The organism is Paenibacillus sp. UNC451MF (assembly GCF_000686845.1).
In the GTDB taxonomy this organism is placed as follows: Bacteria; Bacillota; Bacilli; order Paenibacillales; family NBRC-103111; genus Paenibacillus_S.
In genome coordinates, this window is sequence record NZ_JMLS01000012.1 from 153,361 (window position 1) to 169,815 (window position 16,455).

14 protein-coding genes and 1 other annotated feature are annotated in these 16,455 nt (G+C 45.4%); of the genes, 9 read left to right on the forward strand and 5 right to left on the reverse strand.

The annotated features are described in order from the left end of the window. Positions 1–64: 64 nt before the first annotated feature. Positions 65–2,647, forward strand: a complete 2,583-nt coding sequence (locus BP97_RS36345) for an exo-rhamnogalacturonan lyase family protein (RefSeq protein WP_036745933.1) — start codon at positions 65–67, stop codon at positions 2,645–2,647. A 117-nt stretch (positions 2,648–2,764) separates the two neighbouring features. Further along, on the forward strand, positions 2,765–4,093 hold the full coding sequence (locus tag BP97_RS0114660) for an ABC transporter substrate-binding protein (RefSeq protein WP_028549776.1): 1,329 nt from the start codon (positions 2,765–2,767) through the stop codon (positions 4,091–4,093). Between the two features lie 105 nt (positions 4,094–4,198). On the opposite strand, the gene BP97_RS0114665 is transcribed toward BP97_RS0114660, so the two are convergent. Further along, positions 4,199–5,371, reverse strand: a complete 1,173-nt coding sequence (locus BP97_RS0114665) for an aminotransferase class I/II-fold pyridoxal phosphate-dependent enzyme (protein ID WP_197035470.1) — start codon at positions 5,369–5,371, stop codon at positions 4,199–4,201. Positions 5,372–5,577: 206 nt separating this feature from the next. Next, positions 5,578–5,790, reverse strand: a binding site (T-box leader). Positions 5,791–5,962: 172 nt separating this feature from the next. Here BP97_RS0114665 and BP97_RS0114670 point away from each other — a divergent pair. After that, positions 5,963–6,793: an amidohydrolase family protein gene (locus BP97_RS0114670; protein WP_028549778.1), complete on the forward strand. Its 831-nt coding sequence runs from the start codon at positions 5,963–5,965 to the stop codon at positions 6,791–6,793. Positions 6,794–6,986: 193 nt separating this feature from the next. Here BP97_RS0114670 and BP97_RS36350 read toward each other — a convergent pair whose 3' ends face one another. Further along, positions 6,987–7,442, reverse strand: a complete 456-nt coding sequence (locus BP97_RS36350) for a MarR family winged helix-turn-helix transcriptional regulator (protein ID WP_051620596.1) — start codon at positions 7,440–7,442, stop codon at positions 6,987–6,989. 182 nt (positions 7,443–7,624) lie between these two features. Between BP97_RS36350 and BP97_RS0114680 the strand changes: the two genes are divergently transcribed. After that, the gene (locus tag BP97_RS0114680) at positions 7,625–8,398 is read left to right on the forward strand and encodes a type III pantothenate kinase (RefSeq protein ID WP_028549779.1); all 774 of its coding nucleotides are present in this window, start codon (positions 7,625–7,627) and stop codon (positions 8,396–8,398) included. Between the two features lie 73 nt (positions 8,399–8,471). On the opposite strand, the gene BP97_RS0114685 is transcribed toward BP97_RS0114680, so the two are convergent. Together BP97_RS0114685 and BP97_RS0114690 are read right to left on the reverse strand one after the other, a co-directional pair. After that, on the reverse strand, positions 8,472–9,143 hold the full coding sequence (locus BP97_RS0114685) for a hypothetical protein (RefSeq protein ID WP_028549780.1): 672 nt from the start codon (positions 9,141–9,143) through the stop codon (positions 8,472–8,474). 44 nt (positions 9,144–9,187) lie between these two features. Further along, entirely contained in the window at positions 9,188–10,507 is a 1,320-nt protein-coding gene (locus BP97_RS0114690; protein WP_081824179.1) for an SLC13 family permease, read from the reverse strand. Between BP97_RS0114690 and BP97_RS40190 the strand changes: the two genes are divergently transcribed. Beyond that, entirely contained in the window at positions 10,480–10,977 is a 498-nt protein-coding gene (locus tag BP97_RS40190) for a hypothetical protein (RefSeq protein WP_028549782.1), read from the forward strand. The two genes, BP97_RS0114690 and BP97_RS40190, sit on opposite strands and share 28 nt — an antisense overlap. Before the next feature lie 637 nt (positions 10,978–11,614). Here BP97_RS40190 and BP97_RS0114700 read toward each other — a convergent pair. Further along, positions 11,615–12,142 carry a hypothetical protein gene (locus BP97_RS0114700; RefSeq protein ID WP_156043218.1) on the reverse strand — a complete coding sequence of 176 codons (528 nt, stop codon included), beginning with the start codon at positions 12,140–12,142 and terminating at the stop codon, positions 11,615–11,617. A gap of 113 nt (positions 12,143–12,255) precedes the next feature. On the opposite strand from BP97_RS0114700, the gene BP97_RS0114705 reads away from it, so the two are divergent. The 4 genes from BP97_RS0114705 to BP97_RS40195 all read left to right on the forward strand — a co-directional run bounded on the left by BP97_RS0114705 (position 12,256) and on the right by BP97_RS40195 (position 16,428). Beyond that, a complete protein-coding gene (locus tag BP97_RS0114705; protein ID WP_036745892.1) occupies positions 12,256–13,311 on the forward strand; it encodes a CotH kinase family protein in 1,056 nt (351 codons plus the stop codon). A 140-nt stretch (positions 13,312–13,451) separates the two neighbouring features. Beyond that, positions 13,452–15,644 carry a RelA/SpoT family protein gene (locus BP97_RS0114710; RefSeq protein WP_028549785.1) on the forward strand — a complete coding sequence of 731 codons (2,193 nt, stop codon included), beginning with the start codon at positions 13,452–13,454 and terminating at the stop codon, positions 15,642–15,644. Between the two features lie 54 nt (positions 15,645–15,698). Beyond that, positions 15,699–16,139 carry a D-aminoacyl-tRNA deacylase gene (gene dtd, locus BP97_RS0114715; protein WP_028549786.1) on the forward strand — a complete coding sequence of 147 codons (441 nt, stop codon included), beginning with the start codon at positions 15,699–15,701 and terminating at the stop codon, positions 16,137–16,139. Between the two features lie 112 nt (positions 16,140–16,251). Beyond that, positions 16,252–16,428 carry a hypothetical protein gene (locus BP97_RS40195; protein WP_156043219.1) on the forward strand — a complete coding sequence of 59 codons (177 nt, stop codon included), beginning with the start codon at positions 16,252–16,254 and terminating at the stop codon, positions 16,426–16,428. The last annotated feature ends 27 nt before the right edge of the window (positions 16,429–16,455 follow it).

Consider the following 16,455-nt stretch of genomic DNA (forward strand, 5'->3'; position numbering starts at 1 on the left):
CAAGCTGGATTGTATCGATAAAGGAGAGGGTAAAACGGTGAGTACACAAGCAGAACGAATTCAAATGCAATGGCTGGGGAAAAGCGGACATGTCTCCGATGGATTAGGTGTCACATGGGGGATTCCATGGGCAGAAGGAGAGCTTCAACGCAGCGAATCCTTGACATTAGTCGGATCAACTGGGGAAGACGTTCCCGTTCAAAGCTGGCCAACGGCATATTGGCCTGATGGAAGCGTCAAGTGGTCGGCTCATGCTGCCTCCATTAAGGGTGACCGATCTGACACGTATTATATTAGCAAAGGAGCTTCTGCGGCACCTGCGTCAGCAGTTACTGTGACGGAAACCGAAGAAACGATTGTTGTAGACACTGGCACGATGATTTGCCGTTTGAATCGCGAAGGACAATCCATCATCCGTTCTATTTACCGCGACGGATCGCTGGTGTGCTCGGATGGTAAGCTTCAATGTATTCGCGAGGAACGTCATGTAACTAACGGAAGCAAGACATTGAAGGAGCATACATTCACAAGCCGTGTTTCGAAGGTTATCGTGGAGCAGCAGGGACCTGTTCGTGCGGTTGTGAAAATAGAAGGTAACCATAAGCTGAATAACGGCGTAAGGGAATGGATGCCGTTCACATTGCGCTTGTATTTCTATGCCGGGCAGTATGCCATCAAGGCGATTCACACCTTCGCTTATGACGGCAATCCCCATATGGATTTTGTCAAAGGAATTGGAATGACGTTCAAGGTCCCTATGCAAGGACCATTATATAATCGTCACGTGCGGTTTACGGGAGATAGCGGCTTGTTCAGCGAATCGCCTAAGCACCTGATGACAATTCGCACAACAGGTAAATATGAAGAAATATTCAGACGGCAGACAGCGGGTGAAAATGTCAGCTTTGACCCAATTGAAGACGAACGTTTTATCGGACTTATCGAAGAGTCTGCGGTATGGGACAGCTTCAAACTCGTCCAAGGCACAGCGGATTCGTATACGATAACGAAACGCACTCAAGAAGGCTGCGCATGGATTCGCGCCGCATTCGGGCAGCGTTCGCTCGGAACGGTGTATGCGGGCGGCGAGAACGGTGGGCTAGGCGTAGGAGTGCGTAACTTCTGGAAGAAGTACCCGTCCTCTCTTGAGCTTCACCACACATCCAAGGACGAAGCGGAGATGACTGTATGGTTCTGGTCTCCGGATGCAGAGCCAATGGATTTGCGTCATTACGACACAACTACGCACTTACAGTCATCTTACGAAGGATTCGACGAAATGAGAAGCACTCCATTTGGTGTTGCAAACACAAGTGAATTGGCGATTTGGTGCTTTGACAAGACGCCGAGTCACGAGACTCTTCATGCAGCAGCACTGGAATGCCAATCTCCATCTCTGTTAGTTTGTGAGCCGGAATATTATCACAAGGCCAAAGCTTTCGGCGTCTGGAGCCTTCCGAACCGTAGTACTGCGGTTCATACCAAAATTGAAGATCAGCTGGATGCAGCTATCGAGTTTTACAAAGAGGAAATCGAGCAGCGCAGATGGTATGGCTTTTGGGATTTCGGCGATGTGATGCATGGCTATGATCCTACGCGTCATACTTGGCGTTACGATATCGGAGGCTGCGCATGGCAAAATACGGAGCTAGTGCCGAATATGTGGCTCTGGTATATGTTCCTTCGTTCCGGGCGCGAAGATATATTCCGTCTGGCTGAAGCTATGACACGTCATACAAGTGAAGTAGATTTGTACCACTTTGGCGAATATTCCGGGCTAGGCTCCCGTCACAATGTTATCCATTGGGGCTGCGGCTGCAAGGAAGCGCGGATTGGTATGGCAGGGTTACACCGGTTCTTCTATTACTTGACGGCAGACGAGCGAATCGGGGATATCATGGATGAAGTGACCGATTCCGATTACACGACCGCTCATTTAGATCCGATGCGCTATTATTTCCCTAAAGACGAGTATCCGACCCATGCACGTGTAGGTCCGGATTGGGCTGCCTTCAGCTCGAACTGGATGACCCGATGGGAGCGACATGAGGATACGACTTATCGCGATAAGCTGTTGGTCGGCATAGAAAGCTTGAAAAACATGCCAAACCGGATGAAAAACTTGGCTGTTCACGGCTATGATCCGAAAACCGGTAAGCTTTACGATATGGGGAACAATGCCGGTGGTCATTTGGCTATTTGTATGGGCGGTCCGCAGGTTTGGATGGAGCTCGTTCTTATGCTTAAGGATGCTGAATGGGAGAGCATGTTAGTCGAGATCGGAGCATTCTACAATTTGCCTAGGGAAGAGAAACGGGCTAAGCTGGTTGGTTCCCTTGGTAACGGAGGCTATGCATGGCCTATGTTCTCAACCGGTATTGCGGCATATGCTTCCGTCCATAACAAGGATGAAGCGTTGGCTGAGCTTGCATGGAGCATCTTGCTCAAAGATGAAGTAGGTCAGGTCAATCTTACGGATATTACAAAACCGGTAGAAACCCTGGAATACATCAGACCGATCAAGGAAATTCCTTGGATCGCTACCAACACCATCTCCCAATGGTCGCTTAATGCTATTGTGTGCATGGAATTAATTAGCAGCTCTTTAGAGAAAGCCGCAGCTGCAGCTGCAGCGGTACATCAATAACGAATACACCACAGATAAAGCACAAGGCTCGTTCGACTTTTTTTGAGCGGGCTTTTGTGCAAATTTTTTATGTAATATTTTTCACTATATGGAATAAATGTGAAGGGGAATCGCAATATGAAAAAGAAAATAGTAGGTACTTTGGCGGCATTGGCCGCAGTAAGTATGTTTGCAACCGCTTGTGGCGGAGGAAGTAACGGTGCCAGTGCTCCAGATGCGAAAGATACGACAGTAAAGGAAAACAAGGAGCCTGTGGAGCTGGTGTTCTATTCAATGAGCCGTGACTCCGAGGCCAGCTTTAATGATCGCTACGGTGATGCGATTCGTAAAAAGTTTCCGAACTATACGATCAAATACATACAAAGAGCAACGGGCAGCGACTTGCAGGATTTGATAAATGCCGGTCAAAGAATCGATATCCAGTGGGATTCTATCGGTTCGTTCCCTGCGAGTAATATGGTATTCGAGCTCAGCTATGACATGACGGAGCTGATAAAGAAGCATCAGATAGATTTGAGCCGTTTCGAGCCTTCTTTGATCGATGCCATGAAGCAGTTGGGGAATGGGGCGATTTATGGACTCCCTGTCTATAATGAACGGATGGCGTTATTTTATAACAAGGACATTTTCGATAAGCTGAACGTTCCTTATCCAAAAGACGGCATGACTTGGGTCGAGCTGAATGAGATCGCCAAAAAACTTAACGTAGAGAAGGACGGAGTGACCTACACAGGATTCTCGCCTTCCGTTAATCACCTGTTCCTGGTCAACCAGTATTCGCTGCCGCTGCTTAATAAAGATCTGCGCTCGAACATTTCGAACGAAAAATGGAAGCAAATATTGGATTTGCAGCTGCTTCAGCCAACTCAAAATCCGGTGTACCAAAAAGCGATGGCCAACAATAAAGGCAAAATTCTAGATTTGAACCAGTTTGCTAAAGATCAATCCTTGGCTATGTTCATCTCCTCACCGATACTGCCTCAAGTTATGAAGGACGAATTGTCCAAGTTTAACTGGGATGTTGTATCTGAGCCTACTATGCCGGATGCTCCAGGAGTAGGACCGCAATCGTACCCGGGTTATTTCGCCGTAACGAAAATGGCTAAAGACAAAGATGCTGCGATGGAAGTCATTAAGTTCTTAACTTCAGATGAATACCAAATGGACTATTCCAAGAAAGGTATTATGACGACTTTGAAAAACGAGTCGATTCAAAAAGCATTGGGACAAGAAAGTGCTTTTAAAGGAAAAAACTATGGCGCGTTCTTCTATAACAAATTCCCGGCTATTGCCGATAAAACCATCCAAGAGAGCCAAGTGGCCATCCTCGGTACTTACACGAAAAACTTGAACAAGCTATCCACGGGTGATATGGATATCAATACCTTCATGCGTACAGCAGAAGAGGAAGCCAATAAGCTTCTGGATAGCTTGAAGAAAAAATAAGCTAGTCAGCATCATTAGCGAGTGAAGCAATCGCTCCTTAAGTATCACAGCCTCAAAGCAGGCTGCGATACCTGGGGCGATTGTTTTTATCATTAGGGGTACTCCTTACTTAAACCGCTGTACAAAGCTTCCCATTCGTTCGATTGCCTCAGTAATATTTTGGATTGAAGAAGCGTAGGAGCAGCGAATATGTCCTTCACCGCATGAACCTAGCACATTGCCAGGGACGACAGCTACCTTCTTCTCCTCCAGCAGTTGATCGGCAAATTGCTCGGAAGTCAGGCCTGTATGTTGTATTGAAGGGAAGGCATAAAAGGCACCCTTAGGCTCGAAGCAGGGGAGACCGATTTCTTCAAAGCCTTTTAGTATAAGTCGTCTGCGTTGATCGTAGGAAGCGACCATTTCATTCACCTCATGAGAGCCGTTGCGAAGCGCTTCGATAGCTGCCCTCTGAGTTGTGATGGGTGCGCAAATCATCGTGTATTGATGAATCTTGGTCATAGCTGCAATGACTTCCGAATGTCCGCAAGCATAGCCTAGTCTCCAGCCGGTCATTGCGTAAGCTTTGGAGAATCCGTTTAACAGGATCGTACGGTCTCTCATACCAGGCAGCTCAGCGAAGCAGGTATGCTGGCCAACATAGGTCAATTTTTCATACACTTCATCAGAAATAACGATTAAATCGTATTTCTCCACTACTTTTGCAATTTTCTCAAGCTCTTCCCTTGGCATCGTTGCTCCAGTTGGATTATTCGGGTAATTGATTAGCAGCGCCTTGGTTCTAGGAGTTATCGCAGCTTCAACCTGCTCAGCGGTAATTCTAAATTCATTGTCTGCACTTGTGCTTAGAGGCACCGGAACGCCACCTGCCATGATCGTGCAGGGAGAGTACGATACATAGCAAGGCTCCGCAATCAGTACTTCGTCCCCGGGATGGAGAATGGCTCTTAATGCCAAATCCACTGCTTCACTGACGCCGACGGTAACGAGAACCTCATTTCGTGGCTCATACGTAACCCCATGGCTTCCGTGCAAGTGTAGGGCTATTTCCTCTCTGAGCTCAAGCAATCCTGCATTGGAAGTGTACATGGTGTAGCCCTTGCGCAGGGAATCGATGCCGTTTTCTCTAATATTCCATGGTGTTACAAAATCAGGCTCGCCTACCCCTAGTGAAATGACGCCTTTCATCTCTGCCACTAAGTCAAAAAAACGACGAATACCTGAGGGGGGAAGATCCCTAACCGTTGGAGAAATGCGATTGGACCAATTCATATTCATAACGTTCACCAGCTTTCTTCAAAATAAAAAGCCCCCGCCCCTGGAAAGGGACGAGAGCTTGAACTCACGCGATACCACCCTAATTGACATAATATAGCCAACCCTTTAAACGCTAGACGGCTGGATCCAAAGCCATTTAACAAGTAAAAAGGAAACAGGTGCTTCCGGGAGATGTGTATAGACAACAAAAAAAGCCCCCATCCCCGGAAAGGGACGAGAGCTTAGCTCACGCGGTACCACCCTAATTGACAATAAAATGTCCACTCTTTCCGATAACGGCGGAAGACCGTCCTTCTCCTACTGTAAAGTTCAGAGGGCGACTCCGGGGCGGCTTTCAATCAGGCTTCACTCCCAGGTTCTCACCATCCCCGGGTCTCTTTGAGGTCTGCCTTGTTTACTTTCCCCATCACTGTCTTTGGTTCACTAAATTAATCAAAACTATAACACGGTCGATTTTACCTGTCAATCGGTTATTCGAAAATGGGCTTAGGGCTGAAGCTTGGTGTTGTCTAAAGGAAGAACATATATTATCATCAGACAAGTAAGGCTAATCATTCGGAAACATAAGCAGGGTAAGAGGAGGAATACAAGTTGAGAATCGATGCGCACCAGCATTACTGGAAGCTGGACCGTGGGGACTATGACTGGCTAACACCGGAATCAACCGTGTTGTACAAAGACTTTTTGCCTGAGCAGTTGAATGAGCACTTGAAGGCAAACGGAATTAACAAGACCGTAGTTGTGCAGGCGGCTCCTACTTTAGCTGAGACGGAATTCATGCTTAGCTTGGCAGAGAAGAGTGAAACGATCGCAGGGGTTGTAGGATGGCTTGATCTGGAGGATGAGAGCTATAAGGAGCAGTATGCAAGGCTGAAGCAAAATCCATATTTCAAGGGGATTAGGATCATGCTGCAGGATATCGATATGGAATATGCATTCCGACCTGCGGTTTTGGAAGCGCTGCGATTCTTCGAGCAGGAGCAGTTTCCCATTGATTTGCTGATCAAAACCCACCAACTGGAGGCTACCGCAAAGCTGCTGAAGCTGCTGCCTAATCTTCGCGGGGTTATCGATCATATAGCAAAGCCTATCATTTCCGAACAGCAGTTGGAGCCATGGAAAACATACATAGCTCAAATTGCCTCAGAAAATCCGAACATTTATTGCAAGCTATCCGGGATGGTAACGGAAGCCGATCACCTGAACTGGCAGAAAGAGCACTTCATTCCTTATGTTCATCATGTGGTTTCACAATTCGGCCCTCAAAGAGTGATGTATGGTAGTGACTGGCCCGTTTGTTTGATTGCGGCTGAATACGATGAGGTGTACAAGCTGCTGGAGCTTACACTTCCCAACACGTTATCAGTATCCGATCTGGAGGATGTATTCGGCCTTAATGCGTCCCGATTTTATCGGCTGTAAAGCAGACTGTGAAATGATAAAGAACCGCTTCACTCCGGTACGAACGGATGCTGAAGCGGTTTTATTCGTTGTACCCCAAAATGAGGTTTATTCGTTTGAATGCTCTGTACGATGGACTATACGAATCAGAGGGAGTAGTAGTGATAACGTTTTCAATGAGGAGTACCATCAAGTTGCATTTGAAGCAGACGATTTAAATTTGCTTATTTACATTCTCATTATAAGAAATTAACAACGCTTCCATACTGCCTGCCAAGTGGATGTAATTCCGTAAGTCCTCATCGGAAACAGTATTAAAAATGACTTTGGCTTCGTTTAATATATGATTACGCATAGCTACTACTTTCTCTTTACCAATTTCCGTGAGCTGTACGTAAATAATACGACGGTCTTCAACGGAACGAATCCGTTCTACAATGTGCTGACGTTCCAGCTTATCAACGAGACTGGTTGCCGCGCCTAATGTAATGCACAAGTAGTCAGCAATATCATTCATTTTCATGGAGTGGTGCTCAAGCTGAAAAATGACGGATAATGTTGAGTTATTTAGGTGCGGATCGGTGTTCATAGCTTGCAGAGAGCGCTTTAATTGACGGCCCACACACAGAAGCTTACTTAACAATACAGTAGTGTCTTGTTCTTTGCTCATCTAACCTGTCTCCTATCTAATTTGACATATAGTATTATTTTACTACATTACGACAGAAAATAATATGAAAGCTGTCGATTTTAGCACGGCTTTATAATCTCGAGTCGATTGGCGCTCTTGTCCGGATTGTATATAATATGAATAAAGCGAGCGCAGGAAGAAATGTTGCTGGAGGACAAGTTATGAAATCGGGACTATTAGTAATAGATGTCGGCAATACCAATACGAAAATAGCGGTATACAAAGACAACCATATGGATCATTTCTGGCGAATTACAACACAAAGAGAAATGACAGTAGAAGAATTGTGGATAATATGGAATCAGCTATTTGTACAGAGCGGTTTTGATTTCGGGCGATTAAGCGGAATTATTATCAGCTCTGTAGTGCCTCCTCTCATGACGGCTGTCAGAGAAGTGTGTCGGAGTAAACTAGGAATCACTCCGCTTGAGCTCGGCCCCGGTATTAAAACGGGTTTGAAAATTATGACGGACCATCCTGCGCAGGTGGGGGCAGACCGGATCGCAAGCGCTATTGCGGCAATTCATCTTTACAAAGCTCCCGTCATCGTCATCGGATTAGGGACTGCGACAACCATTAGCGTTGTCAACGAGCATAACGAATTTATAGGCGGAGCTATTCTTCCTGGAGGCGTTATCTCCGCTGAAGCGATGTACGAAAGAACGGCGCAATTACCGACCGTCAGTATTACAAGCCCGCAAAGGCATCTTACTCATGATACGGCATCAAGCATGACCTATGGGATTGTCAACGGAATAGCTGGGCAAGTAGACGGTATTGTGACGAGAATCAGGGAAGAAATGGATCTGCCCTTCACGGTAGTCGCATCCGGGGGATTGTCGGAATTGATATCTCCCGAATCCAAAACCATTCAGTATACGCATCCAGACCTTGTTCTTGAGGGACTGCGTATTACTTGGGAGCTTAATCATTAGACATGATAAGGTATTCTGCATTTTACGAAGCAAGGTCCTCTGCATAAGAAGCGGAGGACCTTGTTTTATTTTATTATGGCAAATGAACCGATTTAATATGCTCCATATGAAGGAAAAGTGTCTCTCCTCCTGCTGCAATCAGTTCAAGCAGGCCGTTATTCAACGATTTAAGCTGACCGATTTTATTAGGATTTTCTCCGATATCAAGCACGACGAATTGACCTTCCAGTTTTTTGAGCTGTTGATCGAATGTTCTTGCCAGTGTGATGGTGGAAGGACTTAAAGGAAAGCGTTCCTGCTTCAATGAGTACGGCGTCACATTAGGATCGTAAGGTATGAGATATTTCATATGCTGCATTGGGATATATACTACGTGATACACCGGGGAGTAAAAGACGAAATAGTCATTCATTATGCTTGTAACATAACCATGCAGCGATTGATTCCCGCTTGTGTAAATCTCCGTAAAGACACCTTTGGCATTCATCAAAATTTTGCGATATGAAATATCCTTGTGATCTTCAAAAGGCAGGTCTGTTGGGACCGTAATCTCGGCATCGTCCTTGCTATCCTCGTACAATGTCAATTGCTGCAAGTGCAGAAGCGGGATGTATAGAAATTGCTGGCCGTTGTAGAGTACCATAATATCACTGCCCAAATTGATGAGTTTTCCACGGATTGGCGTTTTTTTACCTGATACAAAAAGTTCTACCGGTTTGTCAAGCAATGCGTTCAAGATGGTCATAAAGCACCTCCTATTCTTAAAGGTTGGGGTGTAAATTCCATTGACTATATCAGGCGGATCCATACATAGATGCAGATAAGATTTATCATCAAGCCAACAGGCAGTATAATGCAAATCACTTTAATGTATGGCTTCCATGAAATGATCGTATGATTTTGTCGTAATGCGAGCATCCAGCTAACAAAAGTTCCTGTAATGGTGAGAGCCCCTACCAAGATTAAAGAAGCAGGCGATATGATGCGTGAGATAGCAGATGAGTGGACTTCCATTCCAAGGCTGATTTGCAGCTGTACGGTCAATGGTAGCTCTTTTAGCAAGCTCCACAGCGCAGTGGTGATACCACTTAGTTCAAAGGCATATACGATGAAAAGAGTGCTCCAGCAAATAATCATCAGCTGCCAAGGGATATGCTTCATGATGGATAAAGTACCACCGACTCCCGTTTGGAGCCAGCCAATAACGATTATTAATACTGCACCGGATAAGGCAAACCATTCTCCGGGCATACCCTGCTCCATTCCTAACAGCACTGCTGCCTTGGAAATAATGACCACAGCCGCACAAAGGCGGAACAGACAAGTATTCGGAAAATCATGATTTCCAACATTCGGAGTTAACTGTGCTTGTGTCGCTGCATCTTCCTCATCGATCCATCTCGCTACTGTTTTCAAGCGATAGTATCCATGCCGTATCGGTGCACGTGTGGATAAGATCGACATAGAGATCGGTACATCAAGGTGCTTTGGAAGCACTTTGTAGAAACAAAGAAATAGCATCAGGACGGAACAACTAGCAGCAAGGATGGAAGAAACGAGCAGCATGGAGTATGACGTCCAGTCCAGTCCATTCATATCGAGATTCCATAAGCTCTGCATACTGCTTATCCCAATCGGGGTGCCGGAAAGCATGCATATCAGCACCCCTGAAAGGAGATAAGGGAATTGTTGATGCGGCTGCAGCCTTAATGCATTTGTAAGCTGCAGGATGACGGGGGTCGTAAACCAAATGCTGCTGTATGGATTAAAAAGCATGGTCATCAAGAAACAGAACAGCAATAAATACCAATACAGCAGGATTCCAGAGCTTTGGGAGCTGTGAAGAATCTGAGTGTAAATTTTACGATAAAAGCCAATGCTATCCAGAACAGCTGCCATGATAAAGGTTGATACTATCATCAGGAATGGTCCGGATAACATAGATGCTAAATGGCTCAGCTCTGTAGAGGGTACCAGACCCCATAGTATGATAATGATAGCGCCTACCTCAGCAGGAACGGCTTCGCTCTTATTGCGCAAACATCCTATTAGAAAAACAACCGTCATAAAAAGGACGGTTAATGTCATCCATTCAAATGAGTCAAGCATTAGAGCTCACAGACTTGTTGCTAAAAATGAAAATACCGTTAGCGCTTTTTGTTGTTGGATTTTTTATTGTTGCTGGAGTTTCTGTTTCTGCAATCGCATCTATTGTTACTGTTGTTTTTATTGTTGTCGCAACTTTTGTTTTTACTATTGTTTCTATTGCTTTTATTATTGTTGTTGCTTTTGTTATTGTTGCTACCGCTTTTATTTTGGTTATTTCCGCCGTGGCTAGAGCTTCTTCCAGAAATACTAATCGTTTTGATATGGAAAACGGGAATGCGGACAAGCTCCCTGTTAATAACGATCAACACGAAATCGTCAGCGATATCAGCTATGAAGCCTTCAACCTTCTCAGGACCTCCCCGATTGATTTGAACAAATTTGTGGCGCATTTTTTGCAGCAGCTGATTGAACGTGCCTGCCTGAATAATTTTCACCATACCACGAGATCTGCCGCTTCGGTTTCCTCCTGAACCCATTTGCGTAATGCTTTTTATGTGAGAGCGATTAATATACACAATTCCTTCTACACAACTTAATACGATAAATCCATTTTGGGATGAGACCAATACACCGACTACGGAATCAGGGCCACCGCGGTTCACTTTGACATGCGTTCCTAGCAGGCTGGACATCATATTTCCAGAGGAAGAGTGAGAGCCGGTTGATCTGTGATGACTCCCACTGGAGCTGTGAGACTTATTAGACATCATATCGGACACCATGTGATGAAATTGATTCATTGTACATTCCCCTCTCAAACTATTCATAATTAATTATTCTTTCGTAATTTCTTAGTGGCTTCTAAACTACTTAACACTCTACCTTGGGTCGTAGGACTACCTGGCGTTTGGACTTCACGTGCACGCTGCCTGCTAGTGAATTAATTCATAGGCAGCGACCTCCTTTCATTAATCATGATAGGGAATTCATAATTTATATATATGTATCCGGCAAATCTTGGTACTAGTTGTCAATCTATATTTGATAGAAGTTCCACTTCTATCTATGAGAGCTTGTGATAGGACGATTTGCTAGGGGGAATCTGTATATTTTTCAGCTGACAAGCTATTGTCTAGTTCAATTAAAGTCCTGTTTTCATAGACTGAACTATCCTAGTAGAGGAGGTAGTTTAGTATGCCAGGTCCAGGAGGAAAACGCAGCGGAGGAAGCAAAGGTAACCGCAGTTGTGGTAGCGGCGGCAATCGTAGTGGGGGAAGCAGAGGTAACCGCAGCAGCAAGCACGATAACTGCAGTAGAACAGACAACCGCAGTAATGTAAGTAGAGGCAACCGCAGCAGTAAACACGAGCACTGCAGTAGAACAGACAACCGAAGTAATGTAAGTAGAGGCAACCGCAGCAGTAAGCACGATCACTGCAGTAGAACAGACAACCGCAGTAATGTAAGTAGAGGCAACCACAGCAATAAACACGAGCATTGCAGTAGAAATGACAACCGCAGTAGCAAACACGATCACTGTAGTAGAACAGACAACCGCAGTAGCAAACACGATCACTGCAGTAGAACAGACAACCGCAGTAATGTAAGTAGAGGCAACCGCAGCAGTAAGCACGACAACTGCAATAAAAGCAGAAGACATTCCAGCTGCTAGTCTCAAGGCGGCATTTGTTTGCATGGGAACAAGTGCCGTGACGGCTAAGATCACAACCGCATAAGGTGAATTACCTACAAAAGTCTATCAAGTATTTGATAGGCTTTTTGCTTTATAAAGAAAGGCGGAATCGTTCCATGGAACTTTCTACTCGGTCTATTGTGATTGGGGATGAAGAGCGTTCAACTCTGCAGAGAAACGTATGGAGTGAAAAATACGTCAGAGCCCATATGCTTATTCAAGGGAAAAAAGAGCCCATCCTCCTACGCTACCGGGGAGGTCATACGCGCGATTATCCTAAAAAATCATACGAGGTTGTGCGGAACGGCAAAACGTATCACTATAATGCCGAATTTGATGATCCTTCCATGATTCGCAACGCGTTGTCATTTCAATTTTTTCAATGGATCGGGGTGCCGAGTCCTAGGACCCGTCACTGCTTGCTGAAACTGAACGGGCAAAGTCTTGGAGTCTATTTGGAGATTGAAGGTGTGGATAGGCTTTTTTTCCGAAGCCGGAACATTTCTGTTAAATCTTTGTTCTATGCGGTTAATGATAATGCAGATCTAACCTTAATAAACCCTGATACGCAGCGCAGAAAATCGTCCTTATTCAACGGGTATGAACAAATGCTGGGGACTGAATCGGATCGCCAGCAATGGAAATCGTTCATTATGAATCTGAACACGCTTAAGGGTGCAAATTTAGGTCGATACTTGAAGGAGCGAGTAGATATCGAAAACTATCTCCGCTGGCTGGCGGGGGCCGTCTGTACAGGAAATTATGACGGGTTCGATCAAAATTATGCCGTCTACCGTCACAGGAAAACAATGAAGTATCGCATGATCCCTTGGGACTATGAAGGAACATGGGGACGCAACTGTTATGGTAAAAAGTGCGGAAGTGACCTGGTTGAGGTAGAGGGCTATAATCAGCTAACGAAAAAACTACTATCCTATCCAAGTGTTCGCAATCGTTATAAAGTCATATTACGCTCTATTGTTAAGCAGCATTTAACCGTGAGAAAAATTCAGCCTGTCGTCCAACGGATGTATGAAAGCATTGCTCCCCATATCTATGAAGACTCCATGCGCAAATGGTCTTTATCCGTCTTTGATGGCGAGCCTCAACTGATCCAAAGCTATATTCGAGAACGACGCGAAATCATTCTGAATTCGCTTAAAAAGTTATAAAAATAGAGAAGTTCACACACCACTTAGCAAAACCTAGAAATTTTTCGACAAAGTGTGTCGAAATGACGCAAATAAGTTGACGTAGCGCCTATTTCAAAGGCATAATGGATTAAAATCGAATTAAGGGAATGGATAAACGAATGGGCATTGAGCAGCTTCTTGAGAAGGCGTCCGGCTATTTAAAAGAAAATGATCTGAAGCGTATAAGAGAAGCCTACGAGTTCGCTGAACAGGCTCATTCGGGCCAGGTTCGCAAATCAGGGGAGCCTTATATATTGCATCCGTTGGCCGTAGCGGAAATATTGGTCAACATGCAGATGGATACAACTTCGATTATTGCCGCATTGCTTCATGATGTGGTTGAGGATACGACCGTTTCTCTGGAAACCGTAAATGAAAAATTCGGCAAAACCTGCGCTATGCTGGTGGACGGTCTGACCAAGCTCGAGAAAATCAAATTTAAAACCAAAGAAGAGCAGCAAAACGAAAACTATCGTAAAATGTTTGTGGCGATGGCACAGGATATTCGCGTCATTTTGATCAAACTGGCCGATCGCCTACATAATATGCGTACGCTTAAGCATCAATCGGAAGAAGCTCAGCGGCGGATAGCGGATGAAACGCTGGAGATATTTTGTCCGATTGCTCATCGGCTTGGGATCTCGGCGATCAAGTGGGAGATGGAGGACATCGCTCTTCGCTATTTAAACCCTCAGCAGTATTATCGTATCGTTAATTTAATGCAGAAGAAACGGACCGAACGGGAGAAATATATCGAGGACGTTATTGCAACCGTTAACGAGAAGCTGTCTGAAATGGGAATTGATAGCGATATCTCAGGTCGTCCGAAGCATATTTACAGCATTTATAAAAAGATGACGGCGCGCAACAAGCAATTTAATGAAATTTATGACCTTTTGGCGCTCCGAATCATTGTTGACAATATTAAGGATTGCTATGCAACGCTTGGGATTATTCATACGCTTTGGAAACCTATGCCCGGGCGGTTCAAGGATTATATCGCGATGCCGAAGCCCAATATGTATCAATCGTTGCATACCACCGTTATTGGCCCCAAGGGTGAACCGCTTGAGGTACAGATTCGAACGTTCGAGATGCATAAAACGTCCGAGTACGGGATTGCGGCCCATTGGGCATATAAGGAAGGCAGTATGGTTCCATCGGGCAGCTTTGAGGACAAGATGAATTGGTTCCGAGAGATATTGGAGCTACAGCAGGATGCTCAGGATGCTTCCGAATTCGTCGAGTCGTTGAAGATGGACTTTTTCTCCGATCTTGTGTTTGTGTTTACCCCTAAGGGGGAAGTTATAGAGCTTCCTGCCGGTTCGGTACCGCTTGATTTTGCATATCGGATTCATACGGAGGTCGGCAACCGGACGATTGGCGCGAAGGTTAATGGACGTATTGTTCCGTTGGATTTCCGTCTTCAAACCGGAGATATCGTAGAAATTTTAACGTCCAAGCATTCATATGGCCCCAGTCAGGATTGGATCAAGCTGGCCCAGTCTTCTCATGCGCGTACGAAAATTCGGCAATGGTTCAAGAAGGAAAAGCGGGAAGAGAACGTCGAGAAGGGCAAGGATGCGATTGAGCGCGAGTTGAAACGTCTTGGAATTGATCCTCCGACCTTGATGAAGGATGACGACCTAATGGAGGTCGCGAAGAAATTCAACTTCAACGAGATTGAGGATATGTATTCGGCGGTCGGCTTTAGCGGCATTACAGCTGCTCAGATCGTAACCCGATTGACGGAGAAGCTGCGTAAGCAGCAGGAGGAAGCGCGCCAGCAAGCCCTGCAGCTCACAGAGGAAGTCAAAGAGCTGAAGTCTGCCCCATCAGAGCGCAAAGGGCGGCCTACGCATGGCGTTCGTGTCAAAGGAGTGGACAACCTTCTGGTTCGTTTCGCCCGCTGCTGTAATCCGGTTCCAGGGGATCAGATTATCGGATATATTACGAGGGGCAGAGGGGTATCGATCCATCGGTTGGATTGCACCAATATCCCTGCTGCTGACAGCGGTGAGGAAGGGAATCGCGTCATAGAGGTGGAGTGGGCGGATTCCATTGAAGCTAATTACAACGTTGAAATTGAAATTACAGGACATGACCGTTTCGGTTTCCTGAATGAAGTGCTGCAGGCCGTATCGGAGAGCAAGACGGTGATTTCGGCGGTTTCAGGACGTTCTGACAAAAACAAGATGGCGATCATTCACATGACCATTTTGATTCGCAATATCGAGCATCTTCATGCAGTTGTTGAGAAGATAAAGCGTGTGAGGGATGTATATTCCGTGCAGAGAATTATGCAATCGTAAGAGTCTTCAAACTAGCCTTCTGCATCATCATCATGAATAGAGGTAGTATTCAAAATGAGAGTTGTCGTTCAGCGAAGTAAACAAGCCCAAGTAACGGTAGATGGAAATGTTGTTGGGTCCATCGAACACGGGCTCGTGCTATTAGTAGGTATAACCCATGAAGATACAGAGCAGGATGCCAAATTCACAGCGGATAAAATCGCTGGTCTGCGTATCTTTGAAGATGAATCAGGCAAAATGAACCATTCCGTGCTTGATGTGGGCGGGCAAATTTTGTCGGTATCCCAATTCACACTTTATGGTGACACCCGCAAAGGCAAACGTCCGAATTTCATGGCAGCTGCCCGGCCGGAGCAGGCTAAGCCGCTTTATGATCGGTTTAACGAGCTTCTTCGTGAACAAGGCTTGAAGGTGGAAACAGGCACATTCGGAGCAATGATGGATGTTTCGCTTGTCAACGACGGCCCTGTTACACTGATAATAGAAAGTAAGTAAAAATTATTTCAATGAAAGCTGTACGATGCCTCTGAAAACCGTATTTCCATGGTTAGGTTTACTCCTATTTGGACAAAATAAGGGTATACTCATACAAGGAGATAACATTCTCATGCACCAATCCGGCAAAGAAAAAGCAGTCGTTCAACCGGAGCAGCAACTGCTCTTTTGCAGTATGGACGAATCGTTAGGGATGGTCGCCGCGGCACTGTGCGATAACGAACTGTCGGCAGGTTATTCTTCCGTGAGCGAGCAGTTAAAAAGACAGACTCGTCAGACATTCCGATAAAAATCGAAAGGCCCTCGGGAGAATGCA

What these genes read in the sequence shown, in the direction of transcription:
- BP97_RS36345 (WP_036745933.1), top strand. Translation starts at nt 65, where the DNA reads ATGCAATGGCTGGGGAAAAGCGGACATGTCTCCGATGGATTAGGTGTC.
- BP97_RS0114660 (WP_028549776.1), top strand. Translation starts at nt 2,765, where the DNA reads ATGAAAAAGAAAATAGTAGGTACTTTGGCGGCATTGGCCGCAGTAAGT.
- BP97_RS0114665 (WP_197035470.1), bottom strand. Translation starts at nt 5,371, where the DNA reads ATGAATATGAATTGGTCCAATCGCATTTCTCCAACGGTTAGGGATCTT.
- BP97_RS36350 (WP_051620596.1), bottom strand. Translation starts at nt 7,442, where the DNA reads ATGAGCAAAGAACAAGACACTACTGTATTGTTAAGTAAGCTTCTGTGT.
- BP97_RS0114680 (WP_028549779.1), top strand. Translation starts at nt 7,625, where the DNA reads ATGAAATCGGGACTATTAGTAATAGATGTCGGCAATACCAATACGAAA.
- BP97_RS0114685 (WP_028549780.1), bottom strand. Translation starts at nt 9,143, where the DNA reads ATGACCATCTTGAACGCATTGCTTGACAAACCGGTAGAACTTTTTGTA.
- BP97_RS40190 (WP_028549782.1), top strand. Translation starts at nt 10,480, where the DNA reads ATGTCATCCATTCAAATGAGTCAAGCATTAGAGCTCACAGACTTGTTG.
- BP97_RS0114690 (WP_081824179.1), bottom strand. Translation starts at nt 10,507, where the DNA reads ATGCTTGACTCATTTGAATGGATGACATTAACCGTCCTTTTTATGACG.
- BP97_RS0114700 (WP_156043218.1), bottom strand. Translation starts at nt 12,142, where the DNA reads ATGCAAACAAATGCCGCCTTGAGACTAGCAGCTGGAATGTCTTCTGCT.
- BP97_RS0114705 (WP_036745892.1), top strand. Translation starts at nt 12,256, where the DNA reads ATGGAACTTTCTACTCGGTCTATTGTGATTGGGGATGAAGAGCGTTCA.
- BP97_RS0114710 (WP_028549785.1), top strand. Translation starts at nt 13,452, where the DNA reads ATGGGCATTGAGCAGCTTCTTGAGAAGGCGTCCGGCTATTTAAAAGAA.
- dtd (WP_028549786.1), top strand. Translation starts at nt 15,699, where the DNA reads ATGAGAGTTGTCGTTCAGCGAAGTAAACAAGCCCAAGTAACGGTAGAT.
- BP97_RS40195 (WP_156043219.1), top strand. Translation starts at nt 16,252, where the DNA reads ATGCACCAATCCGGCAAAGAAAAAGCAGTCGTTCAACCGGAGCAGCAA.